Raw genomic sequence first — 17,757 nt, 5'->3', positions numbered from 1 at the left:
GGTCATCGCGGTGTTCCACGTGGAACATTCGGTCCGACTGGTCGCTGTTCCACGTGAAACAACACGGCCCCGACCCGGTGCGGGTCGGGGCCGTGCTGAACGAGCGTGAAGCGGTGGTGCGTCCTCAGACGGGGAGGATGACGATGTGCCGGTGCGGCTCGACACCCTCGGACTCGGAGTCGAGCCCGGCGGCGGCCACCTCGTCGTGGACGACCTTGCGCTCGAACGCGGTCATGTCCTCGAGCGAGTGCCGGCGGCCGCTCTCGCGCACCTGCGCGATCGCCGCCTGGGCGAGCTCGACGAGCGCGGTACGGCGAGCCGCACGGTGGCCGGCGACGTCGAGCATGAGGCGGCTGCGCTCACCGGTCGCGGTCTGCACGGCCAGCCGGGTCAGCTCCTGGAGCGACTCGAGCACGCGCCCGTCCTGGCCGACGAGACGGCGCGGCACGCGGCCCTCGTCCGAGTCGACGATCGAGACCGACGCGCGGTCGCCCTCGATGTCGACCTCGATGTCCCCGTCGAGGTCGGCGATGTCGAGGAGGGTCTCGAGGAAGTCCGCCGCGACCTCCCCCTCGCGCTCGAGCTGGGCGACCCGCCCACCCCGGCGCGAGGAGGTGCCCTCAGCGGGAGTGTCGTCAGCGGCGTCGTCGTCGGCGTCGTCGGCGTCGTCGGCGTTGGCGTCGTCGGCGTCCGCGTCGTCGACGTCACCGGCGAGCCCGGTGAGCGGGGTCTGCGCCGCGGCGTCCTGGGCCTCGGCCGGGGTGACCGCCCCGAGGTCGTCCGTGCCGGGGTGCGTGCCGGCGTGCGTGTCGGCGGTCGTGTCGGCGGTCGTGTCGGCGGTCGTGTCGGCGGTCGTGTCGATCTGGGAGTCCGTCATGGAGTCTCCTCCTGCGTCGTACGGGATGGGTCGGGGGCCGGGCGCCACGGGGCGCTCCGGACGGGGCGCCGGCCGACGTCCGCGACGGGGTCGCGGGGGCCGGGCGCGCCGGGGCTCAGGTGCCGGGGTTGTCCTGCGGCTCCGCGCCCGGCTGGCCGGGGCGCGGGCCCGAGCGCTTGGCGCGCTTCTTGCCCTTGGGCTGCTGGCGCTGGCGCGGCTTCTCCTCCATCGGCACCACCGCGTCCTGCACGGAGGCGGCCGGCAGGCCCTTGACCTGCGGCTTCTTGATCTCCTTGCCGCGGCGGCGCTGCCGCTCCTCGTACTCCTTCTCCGCCTCGGAGCCCGGAGCCGGCATGCGGCGGATGACGTAGAACTGCTGGCCCATCGACCACAGGTTCGTCGTCAGCCAGTAGAGCAGGACACCGATGGGGAAGTTGATGCCGGAGATGAGGAAGAAGAACGGCATCAGGTAGAGGATGATCTTCTGCTGCGTCGCGAACTGCCCGGTCAGCGCGGTGGCGGGCATGTTCTTGCGCATGAGCTGGCGCTGCGTCGTGAAGGTCGTCAGCGACATCAGGACGATGAGCACGCCGGTGAGGATCTTCGTGTTGACGTCCGAGGAGCCGAGGAAGTGGCTCGACAGCGGTGCGCCGAACAGGGTCGACTGCTCGATGATCCCGGCGACCGAGCGCGAGATGGGCCCGATCGGGGCGTGCTGGCCGTTCGCGACGTGCGGCAGGTTGTTGAGGACCTGGAAGAGCGCGAAGAAGAACGGCGACTGCAGGAGGATCGGCAGGCACGAGGAGAACGGGTTCGTCCCCGTGTCCTTGTAGAGCGCCATCGTCTCCTGCGTCATGGCCTGACGGGAGTCGGGGTCGGTCTTGCCCTTGTACTTGGCCTGGATCTTCTGCATCTCCGGCTGGATGAGCTGCATCCGCCGCGAGGAGTGGATCTGCTTGACGAAGAGCGGGATGAGGATGATCCGGATGACGACGGTGAGGCCGACGATCGACAGGGCCCAGCCCCAGCCGGAGTCCTCCGGGATGCCCAGCAGCGTGAAGAGCTTGTGCCAGCCCGTCATGATCCAGGCCTCCCCCCACATGATCGGGGAGAGGAGGTTGACGAAGAAGTCGTACACGGTCGTCCTTGGGTGTCGGGCAGGGCGGGTGGAACGAGGCTGGTGGTCGGGCGGTCAGGCCGACGGGGTGGTGCGCGGGCGTCTCTCCGGAACGTGGTCGACGCCGCCCGGGTTCCACGGGTGGCAGCGCAGCAGCCGGCGCGCGGCCAGCCACGTCCCCCGGAACGGACCGAAGCGCTGCAGCGCGGTGACCGCGTAGGCGGAGCACGACGGGTAGAAGCGGCACGAGGGCGGGCTCAGCGGCGAGAGGAAGAGCTGGTAGCCGCGCAGCAGCACCACCAGCGGCCAGGCAGTGACGCGGCGCCAGTCGACCGGCGGCCTGCTCGGCGCGGGGTGCGCGCTCACGCGCGGCTCCGCGCCGCGGCCCGCCGTACGGCGACCGGCAGGAGCCGGTCCAGCTCGGCCCCCAGCTCGGCACCGGTGGCCGCCGCGGTGGCCGGCAGGGCGCGCACGACGAGGTCGGTCCCGTCCGGCACCAGCGTCAGCCGGTCGGCGACCAGGTGGCGCAGCCGCCGTTTGGTCCGGTTGCGCACGACCGCCCCGCCCACCGCCTTGGAGACGACGAAACCGACCCGCGCGGGCTGCTGCTCGCGCGAGTCGGCTCGGGTGGCGTGCACGACGACCAGTGGTCCGCCGCAGCGACCGCCGGGACCGCGGACCGCCGACGCGAAGTCCGCGGAGGCCCGCAGACGGTGCCGCGCCGGCAGCACGGCCTCAGGCGGACAGCTCGGAGCGGCCCTTGGCGCGTCGGGCCGACAGGATGGCGCGGCCCGCACGGGTGCGCATGCGCAGGCGGAAGCCGTGGACCTTGGCCCGGCGGCGGTTGTTCGGCTGGAAGGTGCGCTTGCTCACGAGGACTCCGTACGGTCAGGTGGGACACCCGGGCTCCGCACCGCGGACGCGGTGACGACGTCCCGGGGACGTCGGTGAAGGACAGGCGGCTCGGCTGTCATCGAGGACCCGTGCCGGGACACCCCACCACCGTGACCGGTGGTCGTGCCCGGCGTCGGGCAGGCGAAAACGGCCGAGGACGCACTGACCTCGAGAGTACGGGAGCCGTGACCGGGGGGTCAAACCGGCGACCCGCTGCCCTTCTCGGGGGTGGCGCAGTGTGCCCTCCCCGAGCGGCGGGGTCACGCCGACACGCCGTACGACGCCCCGGCGACACGCTCGCGGTCCGGCCCCGGGTTGTCGCGCGGACCCGGATGTTGTTAGCGTCACGCCCCACGACTCGTGAGTACGCACAGGGTGTGGAGAACCGTGTGGACGACCGCGAGACCGTCGACCGCGGGGGCGCCCGGCGCACCCCGGGGACCCCCCACACAGCACGGAGCCTGGGCGAGCAGCCCGGTCCGGACCCGGCACGGAACAGGTGACATGGCGGACGGGGACCTCGACTACGCGGCGGTGTGGGTGCAGACCCTCCAGCACCTCGAGGCGGACGGCATGCCGGCCCGCCAGCGCGCGTACCTCCAGCTCTGCCGGCTCGTCGGGGTCATCGAGGGCCTGGCCATCATCACCGCGCCGAACACCTACACGAAGCAGGTCCTCGAGCACGACCTGCGCGACGCCCTGCGGGGGTCGCTCGGCCACCTGCTCACCCGCGACGTCCAGCTGTCGGTGTCGGTCGACGACTCCCTCCAGGACGCCCCGCCCGTCGCCGGTGGCGCCGGCGACGGCGTCCCCCCGAGCGGGTCGGGCGACCCCGGGGCGCCGTACGGCGGCCTGCGGCTGGACCCCGACCGGGCCGAGGACCTCGCCGAGCTGGGCGACCCCCCGGTCCCCGCGCCCGGGCGCGCCGACGGGACCGACGGCACGATGGGGCTGGACGGGCTGCAGCGCTACCAGGTCGAGGACGAGCGGCGGCCGCCGTCGTTCCGCGACGCCCCCCCGGACGGGGTCGTCCCGCCCCGGCGCGGCGAGGAGCCGCCGCCGGGCACGGAGCGCACGACCCGGCTCAACCCGAAGTACATCTTCGAGACCTTCGTCATCGGGGCGAGCAACCGCTTCGCGCACGCGGCGGCCATCGCCGTCGCCGAGGCGCCGGCCAAGGCGTACAACCCGCTCTTCATCTACGGCGACTCGGGGCTGGGCAAGACCCACCTGCTGCACGCCATCGGCCACTACGCGCGCCAGCTGCTGCCGCACCTGCGGGTGCGCTACGTGAACTCCGAGGAGTTCACCAACGACTTCATCAACAGCATCCGCGACGACCGGACGAGCCGGTTCCAGAGCATCTACCGCGACGTCGACGTCCTGCTCATCGACGACATCCAGTTCCTCCAGGGCAAGGTGCAGACGCAGGAGGAGTTCTTCCACACCTTCAACGCGCTGCACAACGCGAGCAAGCAGGTCGTCATCACCTCCGACCTGCCGCCCAAGCAGCTGTCGGGGTTCGAGGGCCGGCTGCGGTCGCGGTTCGAGTGGGGCCTCATCACCGACGTCCAGCCGCCCGACCTCGAGACCCGCATCGCTATCCTGCGCAAGAAGGCCATCCACGAGCGGATGTCGGCCTCGGACGACGTGCTCGAGTTCATCGCGAGCCGGATCTCGACGAACATCCGCGAGCTCGAGGGTGCCCTCATCCGGGTGACGGCCTTCGCCAACCTCAACCGGCAGCCGGTCAGCCTCGACCTGGCCGAGATCGTCCTGCGCGACCTCATCCCCAACGAGGTCGTCAACCAGATCACACCGGGCACGATCATGGCCCAGACGGCGGCCTACTACGGCTTCACCATCGAGGACCTCTGCAGCGCCTCGCGCTCGCGCCAGCTCGTCACCGCCCGGCAGATCGCCATGTACCTGTGCCGCGAGCTGACCGAGCTGTCGCTGCCGAAGATCGGCCAGCACTTCGGCGGCCGCGACCACACGACCGTGATGCACGCCGACCGGAAGATCCGCGAGCTCATGGGTGAGCGCCGGGCGATCTACAACCAGGTCACCGAGATCACCAACCGGATCAAGCAGCAGCAGCACTGAGCCACCCGTCCCCGTCGTCCACAGGCTGGGGACGACGTGTGAGCACGCATGTGGTGTGGGTCACACCCGCTGTCCCCACCGTCATCCACAGGGCGTGGACAACGCGCATCGAGACGCGGGTGTCAAATCGGTCGGAGGAGGACGCTCTCGTCCGGACGGACGACCTCGTGTCCTCAGGATCTGTGGACAACGTCCCGGATCGGTGGACAACCGGGGTGCGGCGGGGGACGGTGGGCCGGCGCCCTGCGAGCCACCCGTGGACGCCCGCGCGACGTCCCCAGGGGCCCTCGGTCCTCCACCGGTCGTCCACCCCCGTCGTCCCCACCCCGGCGGAGGGTCTGACCTGCGACGACACCGGCTGTCCACACGATGCACAGCCCCTATGACGACGACGAGACCTCCATCGAAGGGGTGCAGCCCCGCGAACGACACGTTCTCGCGCCGGACGACGAGCGCCGACCGGGAGGTGGCCCACCCCGTTCTGGTGCGTGTCACCCCCGCCCACTAGGGTGCGAGTCCCGTGGCTCGCGCCGCGGTCCCCGACCCGATCGACCAGACCGACCAGCGACCTGAGGCAGGACCGACGTGAAGTTCAAGGTGGAGCGCGACGTGCTGGCCGAGGCCGTGACCTGGGTGGCCCGCGGGCTGCCGGCGCGGCCCCCCGTGCCCGTGCTCGCCGGTCTGCTCCTCGAGGCGTCGGAGGAGGGCACGCTCACCCTCTCGGCCTTCGACTACGAGGTCTCCGCCCGGATCACCGTGCCCGCGGAGGTCCAGACCGGCGGCACCGTGCTCGTCCTCGGTCGCCTGCTGGCCGACATCTCGCGCAACCTCCCGGCGCGGCCGATCGAGGTCAGCGCCGAGGGCAGCAAGCTCCAGCTGACCTGCGGGTCCTCGCGGTTCAGCCTGCTGCTCATGCCGAGCGACGACTACCCGACGCTGCCCACCTCCCCCGAGGCCAGCGGCACCATCGACGGCGACGTCTTCACCCAGGCCGTCGCGCAGGTCTCCATCGCGGCCGACCGCGGCGACACCCTGCCGATCCTCACCGGCGTGCGGATGGAGGTCGACGGCGACCGGATCACCCTGCTCGCCACCGACCGCTACCGGCTCGCCCAGCGCGAGCTGACCTGGCACCCCGGCGGCAGCGACACGTCGTACGTCGCGCTCGTCCCGGCCCGCACCCTGTCCGACACCGCCCGCGCGCTCGGCGCCAGCGGGTCGGTCGAGCTCGCGCTCGGCAGCAACGCCGGCGGCGACGGCCTCATCGGCTTCCAGGCCGGGCAGCGTCGCTCGACGACCCGGCTGCTCGACGGCGAGTACCCCAAGGTCGCCTCGATCTTCCCCAGCAGCGTCGACACCGAGTCGGTCCTCAAGACCTCCGAGCTCGTCGAGGCCGTCAAGCGCGTCGCCCTCGTCGCCGAGCGCAACACGCCCGTGCGGCTGCGCTTCACCGACGGCCAGGTCGCCATCGAGGCCGGCACCGGCGACGACGCCCAGGCGTCGGAGGCGGTCGAGGCCGCCCTCACCGGTCCCGAGATCGAGATCGCGTTCAACCCGCAGTTCCTCCTCGACGGGCTCGGCGCCGTCGGGACGCCGTACGCGCGGTTGTCCTTCACCCAGCCCAGCCGCCCCGCGGTGCTCACCGGGCAGGCCGAGGAGGAGGGCGAGCCGGACACGTCGTACCGGTACGTCCTCATGCCCGTGCGCTTCGCCAGCTGACGTCAGGGAATAGGCTCGGCGCGGCGTCCGCCCCGGCGGGCCCCCCGTCGACCCGACCCTCCCGCGAAAGGCTCCCTCCCATGCAGCTCGGTCTCATCGGTCTCGGCAAGATGGGCGGCAACATGCGCGAGCGGCTGCGTCGCGCGGGGCACGAGGTCGTCGGGTTCGACCGCAACCCCGACGTCGCCGACGTGCGGACGCTCGCGGCGATGGTCAAGAAGCTCGAGGCGCCGCGCGTCGTGTGGGTGATGGTCCCCGCCGGCAAGCCCACCCGGGACACCGTCGCCAAGCTCGCCGACCTGCTCGACAAGGGCGACCTGGTCATCGACGGCGGCAACAGCAAGTTCACCGACGACGCCGAGCACGCGGCGATGCTCAAGCCCCAGGGCATCGGCTACGTCGACTGCGGCGTCTCCGGCGGCATCTGGGGCCTGCAGAACGGCTACGGCCTCATGGTCGGCGGCGAGAAGCGCTGGGTCGACAAGGCCATGCCGATCTTCGACGCGCTCCGCCCCGAGGGCCCGCGCGACGAGGGCTTCGTCCACGCCGGCGCGGTCGGCGCGGGCCACTACACGAAGATGGTCCACAACGGCATCGAGTACGGCCTCATGGCGGCGTACGCCGAGGGCTACGAGCTGCTCGAGAAGAAGGACATCGTCACCGACGTCCCCGGCGCCTTCAAGGCGTGGAGCCGCGGCACCGTCGTGCGGTCCTGGCTGCTCGACCTCGCCGTCGCCGCGCTCGAGGAGAAGCCGACCCTCGAGGGCGTCTCCGACTACACCGTCGACTCCGGCGAGGGGAAGTGGACCGTCGAGGAGGCCATCAACCTCGACGTGCCGATGCCGGTCATCTCGGCCTCCCTCTTCGCCCGGTTCGCCTCGCGGCAGAAGATCTCCCCGACCATGCAGATGGTCGCGGCGCTGCGCGGGCAGTTCGGCGGACACCCGGTGATGACCGTCGAGGACGGCGAGCGCCTGCGCAACCAGGGCGACGCCGGCGACGCCGACCCGACCCCCGGCATCACCCACGAGACCAAGGGCAAGCAGGCGCGCAAGGCCACGACCGGCCGCGCGACGGCCAAGCGCGCCACGAAGAAGGCGTGACCGCAGGGACTCCGCGCGCCGGTCGGACCGGCTGACGTGCACGTCCGCCACCTGCAGGTCGCCGACTTCCGCAGCTACCCGCTGGCCGACGTCGCCCTCACCCCCGGTGTGACGACCTTCGTCGGGCTCAACGGCCAGGGCAAGACCAACCTCGTCGAGGCCGTCGGGTACGTCGCGACCCTGTCCAGCCACCGGGTCGCGACGGACCAGCCGCTGGTCCGCTTCGGCGCCGACCAGGCCGTCGTGCGCGCCGTCGTCGTCCGCGACGGCCGCGAGACCCTCGTCGAGCTCGAGCTCAACCCCGGTCGGGCCAACCGCGCCCGGCTCAACAAGGCCGCCCTCACCCGCCCGCGGGACGCGCTCGGAACCCTGCGCACCGTGCTCTTCGCGCCCGAGGACCTCGCCCTGGTCAAGGGCGACCCGGCCGGCCGCCGGGCCTTCGTGGACGACCTGCTCGTGCAGCGTCAGCCGCGCTGGGCCGGGGTGCGCTCGGACTACGACAAGGTGCTCAAGCAGCGCAACGCCCTGCTCAAGTCCGCCGCCCCGGTCCTGCGCCGCGGGGCCCGCCGACCGTCGCGGTCCCTGGCCGACGGCGAGCAGCCCGACGACGCCCGCGCCTCGGCGCTGCACACCCTCGACGTGTGGGACACGCACCTGTCCGAGGTCGGCTCGCAGCTGCTCTACGCGCGGTTGCGGGTGCTGCGTGACCTCGCCCCGCACCTCGGGACGGCGTACGAGGCCGTGAGCGCCGGGCAGGGGGCGGCGCGCCTGACCTACCGGGCCGGCCTCGGCGAGGCCGCGGCCGCGCGGATCGCCGACGGCGAGGTGCCCGAGCGGGAGGAGCTGCGCGAGCTGCTGGCCGCGGCGCTGCTCGAGGGCCGCGCGGCCGAGGTCGAGCGGGGGACGACGCTGGCCGGCCCGCACCGCGACGACCTCGTGCTCACGCTCGGCGAGCTGCCGGCCAAGGGGTACGCCAGCCACGGCGAGTCCTGGTCCTTCGCGCTCGCGCTCAAGCTGGCCGCCTACCAGCTGCTGCGGCACGACCTCGGTGACGACCCGGTCCTCGTCCTCGACGACGTGTTCGCCGAGCTCGACACCGGCCGCCGCCAGCGCCTGGCCGAGCTCGTCGCCGACTGCGAGCAGGTGCTCGTCACCGCCGCCGTCGGCGCCGACGTCCCCGCCGCGCTGCAGGCCAGCGGGACGACGTACGAGGTCGTGCTCGGTGAGGTGAGCCGGTCGGAGGGTCCCTGAGCGGTCACCGACCCGCCGTACGCTGCTGCCCGTGACCGAGAGCGACCCCGAGGAGACTGCCGACCCCGGCGCGACCTCGGAGCCGACCTCGGAGCCGACCTCGAAGCCGACCCCGAGCGAGGAGGGTGACGCCGAGGGGGACGTCGCGGCAGCGGCCGCCGCGGCCCTGGCCCGGGCGCGGGCCGCCGCCCGCGCCAAGGGGCTCCGGCCGGGGCTGCGGCCGCTGCGCCGCCGCCGACCCGGGGTGCCCGACGCGACCCGCTCCTCCCCCGGCCGCGACGGCCGGGACCCGGCGCTGCTGGGCGACCAGCTCGACCGGCTCATCGGCGACCGCGGCTGGCAGGTCGACGTCGCCGTCGGGGCGGTCATCGGCCGCTGGCCGCAGATCGTCGGTCCCGAGGTCGCCGCGCACGTCACGCCCGTCGAGTTCCGCGACGGCGTCCTCGTGCTGCGCGCCGACTCGACGGCCTGGGCGACGCAGCTGCGGCTGCTGTCCTCGACCCTGCTCGGGCGGCTGGCCGAGGAGGTGGGCGCGGGCACGGTCACGGAGCTGCAGGTGCACGGGCCGAGCGCGCCGAGCTGGAGCCGGGGACCGCGCCGCGCGCCCGGTCGCGGACCGCGGGACACCTACGGGTGACCGACCCGCCCGACCCGCACCCCGACGTGCACCCCGACGTGCACCCCGACGTGGCGCGGCTGCACGCCGCCCGGCCCTCGCGGGTCGCGGACCTCGTCGGCACGCTCGCCGACCCGGCCGTCCTCGTCCTCGCGACGACCCTCGTCGTCGCCCTGCGCTCCTCGGGCTCGGTGCTCGCCGGGCTCGGGTGGACGCTGCTCGACGTGTCCCTGTGCGTCGGGGCGCCGTACGGCGTCCTCGCCCTGCTGCTGCGGCGCGGCGTCGTCTCCGACCGGCAGGTCGTCCGCCGCGGTGAGCGGCGGGTCCCGCTGCTCGCCGCGCTCGGGTGCGTCCTCGTCGGGCTCGCGGTGCTCACCGCGGCGGGCGCCCCGCGTCCCGTCGTCGCGCTCGTGGTGTCGATGCTCGGCGGGCTGGCAGTCATGACGCTGGTCTCCCACTGGTACAAGGCGTCGTTCCACGCCGGGGTCGCGGCCGGGTCCGGCGTCGTCCTCGTCGCGACGCTCGGGGCCCCGGCGTCCGTGCCGGTGGCGGCCCTCGTCGGGCTCGTCGGCTGGGCGCGGGTCCGGGCCGGCCGGCACTCGCCCGGCCACGTGGCGGTCGGAGTGGTCGTCGGCGCCGTGACCGGGGTCCTCGTCTTCGTCCCGTTGACCCGCTGAGCCCGGACGGCCGCCGACTAGGCTGGGACCGTGAGCCGCGACGACGTCCTCATCACCGTCGACGGGCTGCGCGCCGAGCTCGCCGGGGACCACCCCCCGGTCGTCCTCGACGTCCGCTGGCGGCTGGGTGAGGAACCCGGCGCCGGCCGCCGGCGGTACGACGCCGCGCACCTGCCGGGCGCGCGCTTCCTCGACCTCGAGAGCGTGCTCACCACGCACACCGACGACCCGCGCGACGGGCGCCACCCGCTGCCGGACGTCGCGACCCTGCAGCACGGGCTCGGGACCGTCGGCGTGCGGGAGGACGACGACCTGGTCGTCGTCGACGAGGCCGGGTCGTTCGCGGCCGAGCGCGCCTGGTGGGTGCTGACCTGGGCGGGGCTGCGGGTCCGGGTCCTCGACGGCGGGCTCGCCGCGTGGACCGCCGCCGGCGGGCCGACCGACGCCGAGGTCGTCACGCCGCCGACCTCCTCCCCCGTCCTCACCACCGGCCACCTGCCGGTGCTCACCGCCGACGTCGCCGCCGCGCTCGCCCGGGACGGGGTGCTGCTCGACGCCCGGGCCGCCGAGCGGTACCGCGGGGAGACCGAGCCGCTCGACCCGCGCGCCGGCCACGTGCCCGGAGCCCGCAACCTGCCGGCCGCGGGTCTCTTCGCCGCCGACGGGACCCTCCCCGACGACGAGTCGCTCACCGACGCGGTGGACGCCGCCGGCGCCGGCGACCCGGACCGGCCGGTGGGGGTCTACTGCGGGTCGGGGGTGTCGGCCGCCCGCGACGTCCTCGCGCTCGCCGCGCTCGGTCGCCCCGCCGCCCTGTTCCCGGGCTCCTGGTCGGCCTGGTCGAACGACCCCGACCGCCCCGTCGCCACCGGAGCCGACCCGGGCTGAGCGGCCGGGCCGGCGACCTCCGGACCACCGCGTCGACCGGTTGTCCACAGGCATCGTCCACCTTGTCCACACCGGTGCACAGGCTGTGGACAAGCGCCGCGCGAGGGGCCTGCGCCGCGGGGCGCCGTACGGCTCGCAGCCGCGCTGAGGGACCGGGCGACGATCCCCCGCACGGAACGACGGTATTTCGCGCGGCTCGCGGGCGCGCAACGCCCCTGCGCGGGCGGTCCTGCGGCGTGGGACAGGTAGACTGGACGGTAGAGGACGGCACCCGGCCCGCCACCTGCTGCGCCGCACGAGATCGCACCGCGACGCAGCGGACCGCAGGCCCTGGGCGCCGTCCACCCATGAGGGTGGCGCGCCCGACCGCGAGGGCGGTGCGTCCCCCCGGACCCACGAGGAGCACCGTGCCCGAGGCCGACCAGACGCCCGACCAGCCGCAGGACCAGCAGGACCAGGCGGTCGAGCCCACCCCGGTGGAGCCGCTCAGCACGCAGGACCTCCCCGACACCGCCTCCCCGGTGTACGACGCCGCCGCGATCCAGGTCCTCGAGGGCCTGGAGGCCGTGCGCAAGCGCCCGGGCATGTACATCGGGTCGACGGGCGAGCGCGGTCTGCACCACCTCGTGTGGGAGATCGTCGACAACGCCGTGGACGAGGCCCTGGCCGGCTACGCGACCCGGATCGACGTCACCCTCCAGGCCGACGGCGGGGTGCGGGTCAAGGACAACGGCCGCGGCATCCCCACCGACATCCACCCCGTCGAGGGCGTGAGCGCGGTCGAGCTCGTCCTCACCCAGCTGCACGCCGGCGGCAAGTTCGGTGGCGGCGGCTACAAGGTGTCCGGTGGCCTGCACGGGGTCGGCTCGTCGGTCGTCAACGCCCTGTCGACCCGGCTCGACGTCGAGGTCCGCCAGAAGGGCCACGTCTTCGCGATGTCCTTCGACCACGGGGCCGCGACCGCCCCGCTCGCGCCGATCGCCGACCTGCCCGAGGACGCCGAGACCGGCACGACCGTCACCTACTGGGCCGACGGCAGCATCTTCGAGTCGACGACCTACGACTACGAGACGATCCGCGCCCGCTTCCAGCAGACGGCGTTCCTCAACAAGGGCCTGACGATCACCCTCGTCGACGAGCGCGTCCCCGAGGCCGACGAGCAGGACCTCGGCGACCTCGACGCGGACCCGACCGCCGCCGACGGCGAGGGTGCCAGCCCGCAGGCCCGCCGGGTGTCCTACCGCTACGACAACGGCCTGGTCGACTACGTCACGCACCTCGTGTCGTCCAAGCGGACCGAGCCGGTCAACCCCGAGATCATCTCGATCGAGTGGGAGGACAAGGAGCGGCTGCTCTCGCTCGAGCTGGCGATGCAGTGGACGACGTCGTACAGCGAGTCCGTGCACACCTACGCCAACAACATCAACACCCACGAGGGCGGCACCCACGAGGAGGGTTTCCGGGCGGCGCTGACCAAGCTGGTCAACGACTTCGCCCGCGGCGCCAAGCTGCTCAAGGAGAAGGACGACAACCTCACCGGCGACGACATCCGCGAGGGTCTCGTGGCCGTCATCTCGGTCAAGCTGGGCGAGCCGCAGTTCGAGGGCCAGACCAAGACCAAGCTCGGCAACTCCGAGGTCAAGGGCTTCGTCCAGCGCGCGATGACCGAGGAGTTCGGCCACTGGCTCGAGGCGCACCCGCGCGAGGGCCGCGACGTCGTCGGCAAGGCGGTGCAGGCCGCCGCGGCGCGGATCGCCGCCCGCAAGGCACGCGAGAACACCCGCCGCAAGGGCCTGCTCGAGTCGGGCGGCCTGCCGGGCAAGCTCAAGGACTGCCAGAGCAAGGACCCGTCGATCTCCGAGGTCTTCATCGTCGAGGGCGACTCGGCGGGCGGCTCGGCCGTGCAGGGGCGCAACCCGCACACCCAGGCGATCCTCCCGATCCGCGGCAAGATCCTCAACGTCGAGAAGGCGCGGATCGACAAGATCCTCGCCAACAACGAGGTCCAGGCGCTCATCACCGCCTTCGGCACCGGCATCGGCGAGGACTTCGACATCGCCAAGGCGCGCTACCACAAGATCGTGCTGATGGCCGACGCCGACGTCGACGGCATGCACATCCGCACGCTGCTGCTGACGCTGCTCTTCCGCTTCATGCGCCCGCTCATCGAGGCCGGCTACGTCTACCTCGCGCAGCCGCCGCTCTACCGGATCAAGTGGAGCAACGTCGAGCACCAGTTCGCCTACTCCGACCGCGAGCGTGACGCCCTCATCGCCGACGGCAAGGCCCGCGGCCAGCGGCTGCCCAAGGACAACCCGACCCAGCGCTACAAGGGTCTGGGCGAGATGAACTACCACGAGCTGTGGGACACGACGATGGACCCCGACACCCGCACGCTGCTGCAGGTGACGCTCGCCGACGCGGCCGCGGCCGACGAGATCTTCGCGATCCTCATGGGCGAGGACGTCGAGTCCCGCCGCGGGTTCATCCAGCGCAACGCGCGCGACGTGCGCTTCCTCGACATCTGACGTACGGCGCCCCGTACCCCCTCCTGTGACAGGCAAGGACATCTGAGTGACCGACGAGCAGCCGCCCACCGGACCCGACGACGAGACCCCCGAGGTCGTCGTCCCCACCACCGACGGCGTCGTCGAGTCGGTGCACCTGACGACGGGTGACCGGGTCGAGCCGATCGACCTCAACACCGAGATGCAGCGGTCGTACATCGACTACGCGATGGCGGTCATCGTCAGCCGCGCGCTGCCGGACGTGCGCGACGGCCTCAAGCCGGTGCACCGACGCGTCATCTACGCGATGTACGACGGCGGCTACCGTCCCGACCGCGGCTACAACAAGTGCTCGCGCGTCGTCGGCGACGTCATGGGCCAGTACCACCCGCACGGCGACACGGCGATCTACGACACCCTCGTGCGCCTCGTCCAGGACTGGACGATGCGCTACCCGCTCGTCGACGGGCAGGGCAACTTCGGCTCGCGCGGCAACGACGGGGCCGCGGCGCCGCGGTACACCGAGTGCCGGATGGCGCAGATCGCCATGGAGATGGTCCGCGACATCCACGAGGAGACCGTCGACTTCCGCGACAACTACGACGGCAAGACCCAGGAGCCGACGGTCCTGCCGTCGCGCTTCCCCAACCTGCTCGTCAACGGCAGCTCGGGCATCGCCGTCGGCATGGCCACCCAGATCCCGCCGCACAACCTGCGCGAGGTCGCGGCGGGGGCGCAGTGGGCGCTCGCCCACCCGGAGGCCACCCGCGAGGAGCTGCTCGAGGCGCTGCTGGGGATCATCAAGGGCCCCGACTTCCCCACCGGCGCGCTCATCATGGGCCACAAGGGGATCGAGGACGCGTACCGCACGGGCCGCGGCTCGATCATCATGCGCGCGGTCGTCGAGGTCGAGGAGATCCAGGGCCGGCAGTGCCTCGTCGTCACCGAGCTGCCCTACCAGGTCAACCCGGACGCGCTCGCGCAGCGGATCGCCGAGCTGGTCAAGGACGGCAAGCTCGCCGGCATCGCGGACATCCGCGACGAGACCTCGGGCCGCACCGGCCAGCGCCTGGTCATCGTGCTCAAGCGCGACGCCATCGCCAAGGTCGTCCTCAACAACCTCTACAAGCACACCGCGCTCCAGACGAACTTCGGCGCCAACATGCTCGCGCTCGTCGACGAGGTGCCGCGCACCCTGCCGCTCGACGCGTTCATCCGGCTGTGGGTCGACCACCAGATCGAGGTCATCGAGCGGCGCACCCGCTACCGGCTGCGCAAGGCCGAGGAGCAGATCCACATCCTGCGCGGCTACCTCAAGGCGCTCGACGCGCTCGACGAGGTCATCGCGCTCATCCGCCGCAGCGACACCGTCGAGGTCGCCCGCGAGGGCCTCATGGCGCTGCTCGAGATCGACGAGATCCAGGCCCGCGCGATCCTCGACATGCAGCTGCGGCGCCTCGCGGCCCTCGAGCGGCAGAAGATCGTCGAGGAGCACGACAAGCTCCAGGCCGACATCGACGACTACAACGACATCCTCGCCAAGCCCGAGCGGCAGCGCGACATCGTCTCCACCGAGCTGGCGGAGATCTCGGACAAGTACGGCGACGACCGGCGCACCCGGATCGAGCTGTCCGAGGGCGACATGTCGATGGAGGACCTCATCCCCGAGGAGGACGTCGTCGTGACGATCACCCGGGGCGGGTACGCCAAGCGCACCCGGGTCGACGCCTACCGCTCGCAGCGGCGCGGCGGCAAGGGCGTCCGGGGGGCGCAGCTGCGCGGCGAGGACGTCGTCGAGCACTTCTTCACGACCTCCACCCACGCCTGGCTGCTGTTCTTCACCAACCTCGGCCGCGTCTACCGGGCCAAGTCCTACGAGCTGCCGGAGGCGGCGCGCGACGCCAAGGGCTCGCACGTGGCGAACCTGCTGGCCTTCCAGCCGGGCGAGCAGATCGCGCAGGTGCTGGACATCCGCGACTACGACCAGGCGCCGTACCTCGTCCTCGCGACGAAGACGGGCCTGGTGAAGAAGACGCGGCTGACCGAGTACGACAGCCCGCGCAGCGGGGGTCTCATCGCGGTCAACCTGCGCGACGGCGACGAGCTCGTCGGGGCGGCGCTCGCCTCGAGCGAGGACGACCTCATCCTCGTCTCGCGCAAGGGCCAGTCCTCGCGCTTCCACGCGACCGACGAGGCGCTGCGCCCGATGGGCCGGGCCACGTCCGGCGTCACCGGGATGAAGTTCCGCGAGGACGACCAGCTGCTGTCGATGTCGGTCGTGCACTCCGGCGAGGACCCGGACCTGTTCGTCGTCTTCGAGAACGGCCTGGCCAAGCGCACCCAGGCGAGCGACTACCCGGTCAAGGGCCGGGCGGGCCTCGGGGTGCGGGTCGCGCAGGTCTCCGACCGCGGCGGCGACATCGTCGGCGCGCTCACCGTCGCCGAGGACGACGAGGTCATGGTCGTCATGGAGCGCGGCAAGATCGTCCGCTCCCGGGTCGACGAGGTGCGCAGGACCGCCCGCAACACGATGGGCGTCAAGTTCGCGACGCCGGACAAGGGCGACGCGATCGTCGCCGTCGCCCGCAACGTCGAGCGCGCCGTCGAGGCCGAGGTGGGCCTCGACGAGGAGGGCGCCGACGGGACTGCCGAAGTGTCCACGGCGGCCGCGGACGGGGCGTCCACGCAGGTCGATGGCGTACCGTCGGGGTCTGACCAGCACGGCGACGAGCCGGACCAGCAGGACGAGGGCGACGGAGGCACGCAGTGAGCACGACTGGCCAGGGCGGCACCCCGCCCTCGGGCGGGCAGCGCGGGTCGGGGACGGCGACGTCCCCGCGGACGCAGTCCACCCCCGTCGTCCAGCGGCCGACCGGGGCCTCCGGCGGCCCCCAGGGCCAGCGGCCGCAGAGCCGCCCGGCCGGAGCGGCGCGGCCCACCCGCCCGGCGCAGCCGCCACGCCGTACGGCGCCCGCGACCGCCCGCCGCGTCAAGCTCGCCGTCGCGCGCGTCGACCCGTGGTCGGTCATGAAGATGTCCTTCCTGCTCGCCGTCGCGGGCGCGATCGCCGGCGTCGTCGTCACCATGGTCATCTGGCTGGTGCTCAGCGGGATGGGCGTCTTCTCCGACGTCGACCGCATCATCAAGGACCTGCTGACCTCGAGCACGAGCGGCTTCGAGCTGATGGACTACATCGGCTTCGGCCGGGTCATCTCGCTCGCCGTCGTCTTCGGCGTCATCAACGTCATCCTCCAGACCGCGATCGCCACGCTGGCCGCGTTCCTCTACAACATCTGCGCCGCCCTCGTCGGCGGCCTGCAGCTGACGCTCACCGACGACTGACCCTCGTCCGGGCACACGGAACCCCACGTCCTGGTCCGCCTCGCGGCGGCCGGACGTGGGGTTCGCTGTGTCCGGTGGGGGTGCGGGGCAACCGTTTTGGTCGGCCCGCCCCCGGTCCGGTAGTCTCGGGCGTCGGGTCCACGAGGCCCACCGCCATCGGCGACGGGCCTATAGCTCAGACGGTTAGAGCGCTTCCCTGATAAGGAAGAGGTCGGAGGTTCAAGTCCTCCTAGGCCCACCCCTCGCCCCCCGGCGGACCGTGCGTCGTAGCTCAGGAGGCCGCCGTGCTGAAGAGACTGGTCCTGCTCGCCGCGACCGCCGCCGGCGCCCTGGCCGTCCAGAAGAAGCTGCGCGACCAGAAGGCCGAGCAGGACCTCTGGGCCGAGGCCACCGACGACGTGCGCTCGGGCGGCTGAGGAGGCACCACCCACCAGGGGCCATGGCGCAATTGGTAGCGCACCTGCTTTGCAAGCAGGGGGTTAGGGGTTCGAGTCCCCTTGGCTCCACCCACCGGCCACCACCACGAGATCTGCCTCGCGACCCGCGCCGGACCGATCCGTCCCGGTTGCGCACGCTCCTGCGCCTGCCCGTCGAGCCCGCCTGAGACAGATCGGCTGGGAGTTTCGCCGAGACCGTTGTGGAGGGACTGCGCCCGGCATA

16 protein-coding genes and 2 tRNA genes are annotated in these 17,757 nt (G+C 72.7%); 13 read left to right on the top strand and 5 right to left on the bottom strand.

Features of this window, described 5'->3' with window-relative positions; all coding sequences use genetic code 11:
- Nucleotides 1-124: 124 nt before the first annotated feature.
- From FB458_RS07150 to rpmH, 5 genes are all read right to left on the bottom strand, one after another.
- Entirely contained in the window at nucleotides 125-877 is a 753-nt protein-coding gene (locus FB458_RS07150) for a Jag family protein (RefSeq protein ID WP_141847881.1), read from the bottom strand.
- 115 nt (nucleotides 878-992) lie between these two features.
- Nucleotides 993-2,015, bottom strand: coding sequence for a membrane protein insertase YidC (gene yidC / locus FB458_RS07145; RefSeq protein WP_141847880.1), 1,023 nt, complete (start codon nucleotides 2,013-2,015; stop codon nucleotides 993-995).
- 54 nt (nucleotides 2,016-2,069) lie between these two features.
- On the bottom strand, nucleotides 2,070-2,360 hold the full coding sequence (gene yidD, locus FB458_RS07140; protein WP_141847879.1) for a membrane protein insertion efficiency factor YidD: 291 nt from the start codon (nucleotides 2,358-2,360) through the stop codon (nucleotides 2,070-2,072).
- Nucleotides 2,357-2,725 (bottom strand): ribonuclease P protein component, encoded by a 369-nt coding sequence (gene rnpA, locus FB458_RS07135; RefSeq protein WP_141847878.1) that lies wholly within the window; start codon nucleotides 2,723-2,725, stop codon nucleotides 2,357-2,359. Before rnpA ends, yidD begins: the two co-directional genes overlap by 4 nt.
- A 4-nt stretch (nucleotides 2,726-2,729) precedes the next feature.
- Nucleotides 2,730-2,867 carry a 50S ribosomal protein L34 gene (gene rpmH, locus FB458_RS07130; RefSeq protein WP_141847877.1) on the bottom strand — a complete coding sequence of 46 codons (138 nt, stop codon included), beginning with the start codon at nucleotides 2,865-2,867 and terminating at the stop codon, nucleotides 2,730-2,732.
- A gap of 525 nt (nucleotides 2,868-3,392) precedes the next feature.
- On the opposite strand from rpmH, the gene dnaA reads away from it, so the two are divergent.
- From dnaA to FB458_RS07070, 13 genes are all read left to right on the top strand, one after another.
- Nucleotides 3,393-4,994: a chromosomal replication initiator protein DnaA gene (gene dnaA / locus FB458_RS07125; RefSeq protein WP_141847876.1), complete on the top strand. Its 1,602-nt coding sequence runs from the start codon at nucleotides 3,393-3,395 to the stop codon at nucleotides 4,992-4,994.
- 585 nt (nucleotides 4,995-5,579) lie between these two features.
- Complete coding sequence (gene dnaN / locus FB458_RS07120; protein WP_141847875.1) at nucleotides 5,580-6,713, top strand: DNA polymerase III subunit beta; 1,134 nt, start codon at nucleotides 5,580-5,582, stop codon at nucleotides 6,711-6,713.
- A gap of 80 nt (nucleotides 6,714-6,793) precedes the next feature.
- Nucleotides 6,794-7,816 carry a phosphogluconate dehydrogenase (NAD(+)-dependent, decarboxylating) gene (gene gnd, locus FB458_RS07115; RefSeq protein ID WP_141847874.1) on the top strand — a complete coding sequence of 341 codons (1,023 nt, stop codon included), beginning with the start codon at nucleotides 6,794-6,796 and terminating at the stop codon, nucleotides 7,814-7,816.
- Between the two features lie 36 nt (nucleotides 7,817-7,852).
- On the top strand, nucleotides 7,853-9,067 hold the full coding sequence (recF, locus tag FB458_RS07110; RefSeq protein ID WP_141847873.1) for a DNA replication/repair protein RecF: 1,215 nt from the start codon (nucleotides 7,853-7,855) through the stop codon (nucleotides 9,065-9,067).
- 31 nt (nucleotides 9,068-9,098) lie between these two features.
- Nucleotides 9,099-9,704: a DciA family protein gene (locus tag FB458_RS07105; protein ID WP_141847872.1), complete on the top strand. Its 606-nt coding sequence runs from the start codon at nucleotides 9,099-9,101 to the stop codon at nucleotides 9,702-9,704.
- Nucleotides 9,701-10,360 (top strand): phosphoesterase PA-phosphatase, encoded by a 660-nt coding sequence (locus tag FB458_RS07100; protein ID WP_141847871.1) that lies wholly within the window; start codon nucleotides 9,701-9,703, stop codon nucleotides 10,358-10,360. The genes FB458_RS07105 and FB458_RS07100 overlap by 4 nt, the downstream gene beginning before the upstream one ends.
- Before the next feature lie 30 nt (nucleotides 10,361-10,390).
- Nucleotides 10,391-11,248: a sulfurtransferase gene (locus FB458_RS07095; protein WP_141847870.1), complete on the top strand. Its 858-nt coding sequence runs from the start codon at nucleotides 10,391-10,393 to the stop codon at nucleotides 11,246-11,248.
- A gap of 347 nt (nucleotides 11,249-11,595) precedes the next feature.
- Nucleotides 11,596-13,776, top strand: a complete 2,181-nt coding sequence (gene gyrB, locus FB458_RS07090) for a DNA topoisomerase (ATP-hydrolyzing) subunit B (RefSeq protein WP_141847869.1) — start codon at nucleotides 11,596-11,598, stop codon at nucleotides 13,774-13,776.
- Between the two features lie 181 nt (nucleotides 13,777-13,957).
- Nucleotides 13,958-16,525, top strand: coding sequence for a DNA gyrase subunit A (gyrA, locus tag FB458_RS07085; protein ID WP_425460873.1), 2,568 nt, complete (start codon nucleotides 13,958-13,960; stop codon nucleotides 16,523-16,525).
- Complete coding sequence (locus tag FB458_RS21820) at nucleotides 16,522-17,097, top strand: DUF3566 domain-containing protein (RefSeq protein ID WP_141847867.1); 576 nt, start codon at nucleotides 16,522-16,524, stop codon at nucleotides 17,095-17,097. Before gyrA ends, FB458_RS21820 begins: the two co-directional genes overlap by 4 nt.
- A gap of 164 nt (nucleotides 17,098-17,261) precedes the next feature.
- A tRNA-Ile gene (locus FB458_RS07075) sits at nucleotides 17,262-17,335 on the top strand.
- 46 nt (nucleotides 17,336-17,381) lie between these two features.
- Nucleotides 17,382-17,513: a DLW-39 family protein gene (locus FB458_RS21575; protein WP_246061100.1), complete on the top strand. Its 132-nt coding sequence runs from the start codon at nucleotides 17,382-17,384 to the stop codon at nucleotides 17,511-17,513.
- A 17-nt stretch (nucleotides 17,514-17,530) separates the two neighbouring features.
- A tRNA-Ala gene (locus FB458_RS07070) sits at nucleotides 17,531-17,603 on the top strand.
- The last annotated feature ends 154 nt before the right edge of the window (nucleotides 17,604-17,757 follow it).

The organism is Lapillicoccus jejuensis (genome assembly GCF_006715055.1).
Lineage (GTDB): Bacteria > Actinomycetota > Actinomycetes > Actinomycetales > Dermatophilaceae > Lapillicoccus > Lapillicoccus jejuensis.
This window is presented reverse-complemented; position numbering and strand designations above follow the sequence as displayed.

Bases quoted from the DNA above. Each gene is read 5' to 3' on its own strand.
- FB458_RS07150 (WP_141847881.1), bottom strand. From the start codon at position 877: ATGACGGACTCCCAGATCGACACGACCGCCGACACGACCGCCGACACG.
- dnaA (WP_141847876.1), top strand. From the start codon at position 3,393: ATGGCGGACGGGGACCTCGACTACGCGGCGGTGTGGGTGCAGACCCTC.
- gnd (WP_141847874.1), top strand. From the start codon at position 6,794: ATGCAGCTCGGTCTCATCGGTCTCGGCAAGATGGGCGGCAACATGCGC.
- gyrB (WP_141847869.1), top strand. From the start codon at position 11,596: ATGAGGGTGGCGCGCCCGACCGCGAGGGCGGTGCGTCCCCCCGGACCC.
- gyrA (WP_425460873.1), top strand. From the start codon at position 13,958: ATGCAGCGGTCGTACATCGACTACGCGATGGCGGTCATCGTCAGCCGC.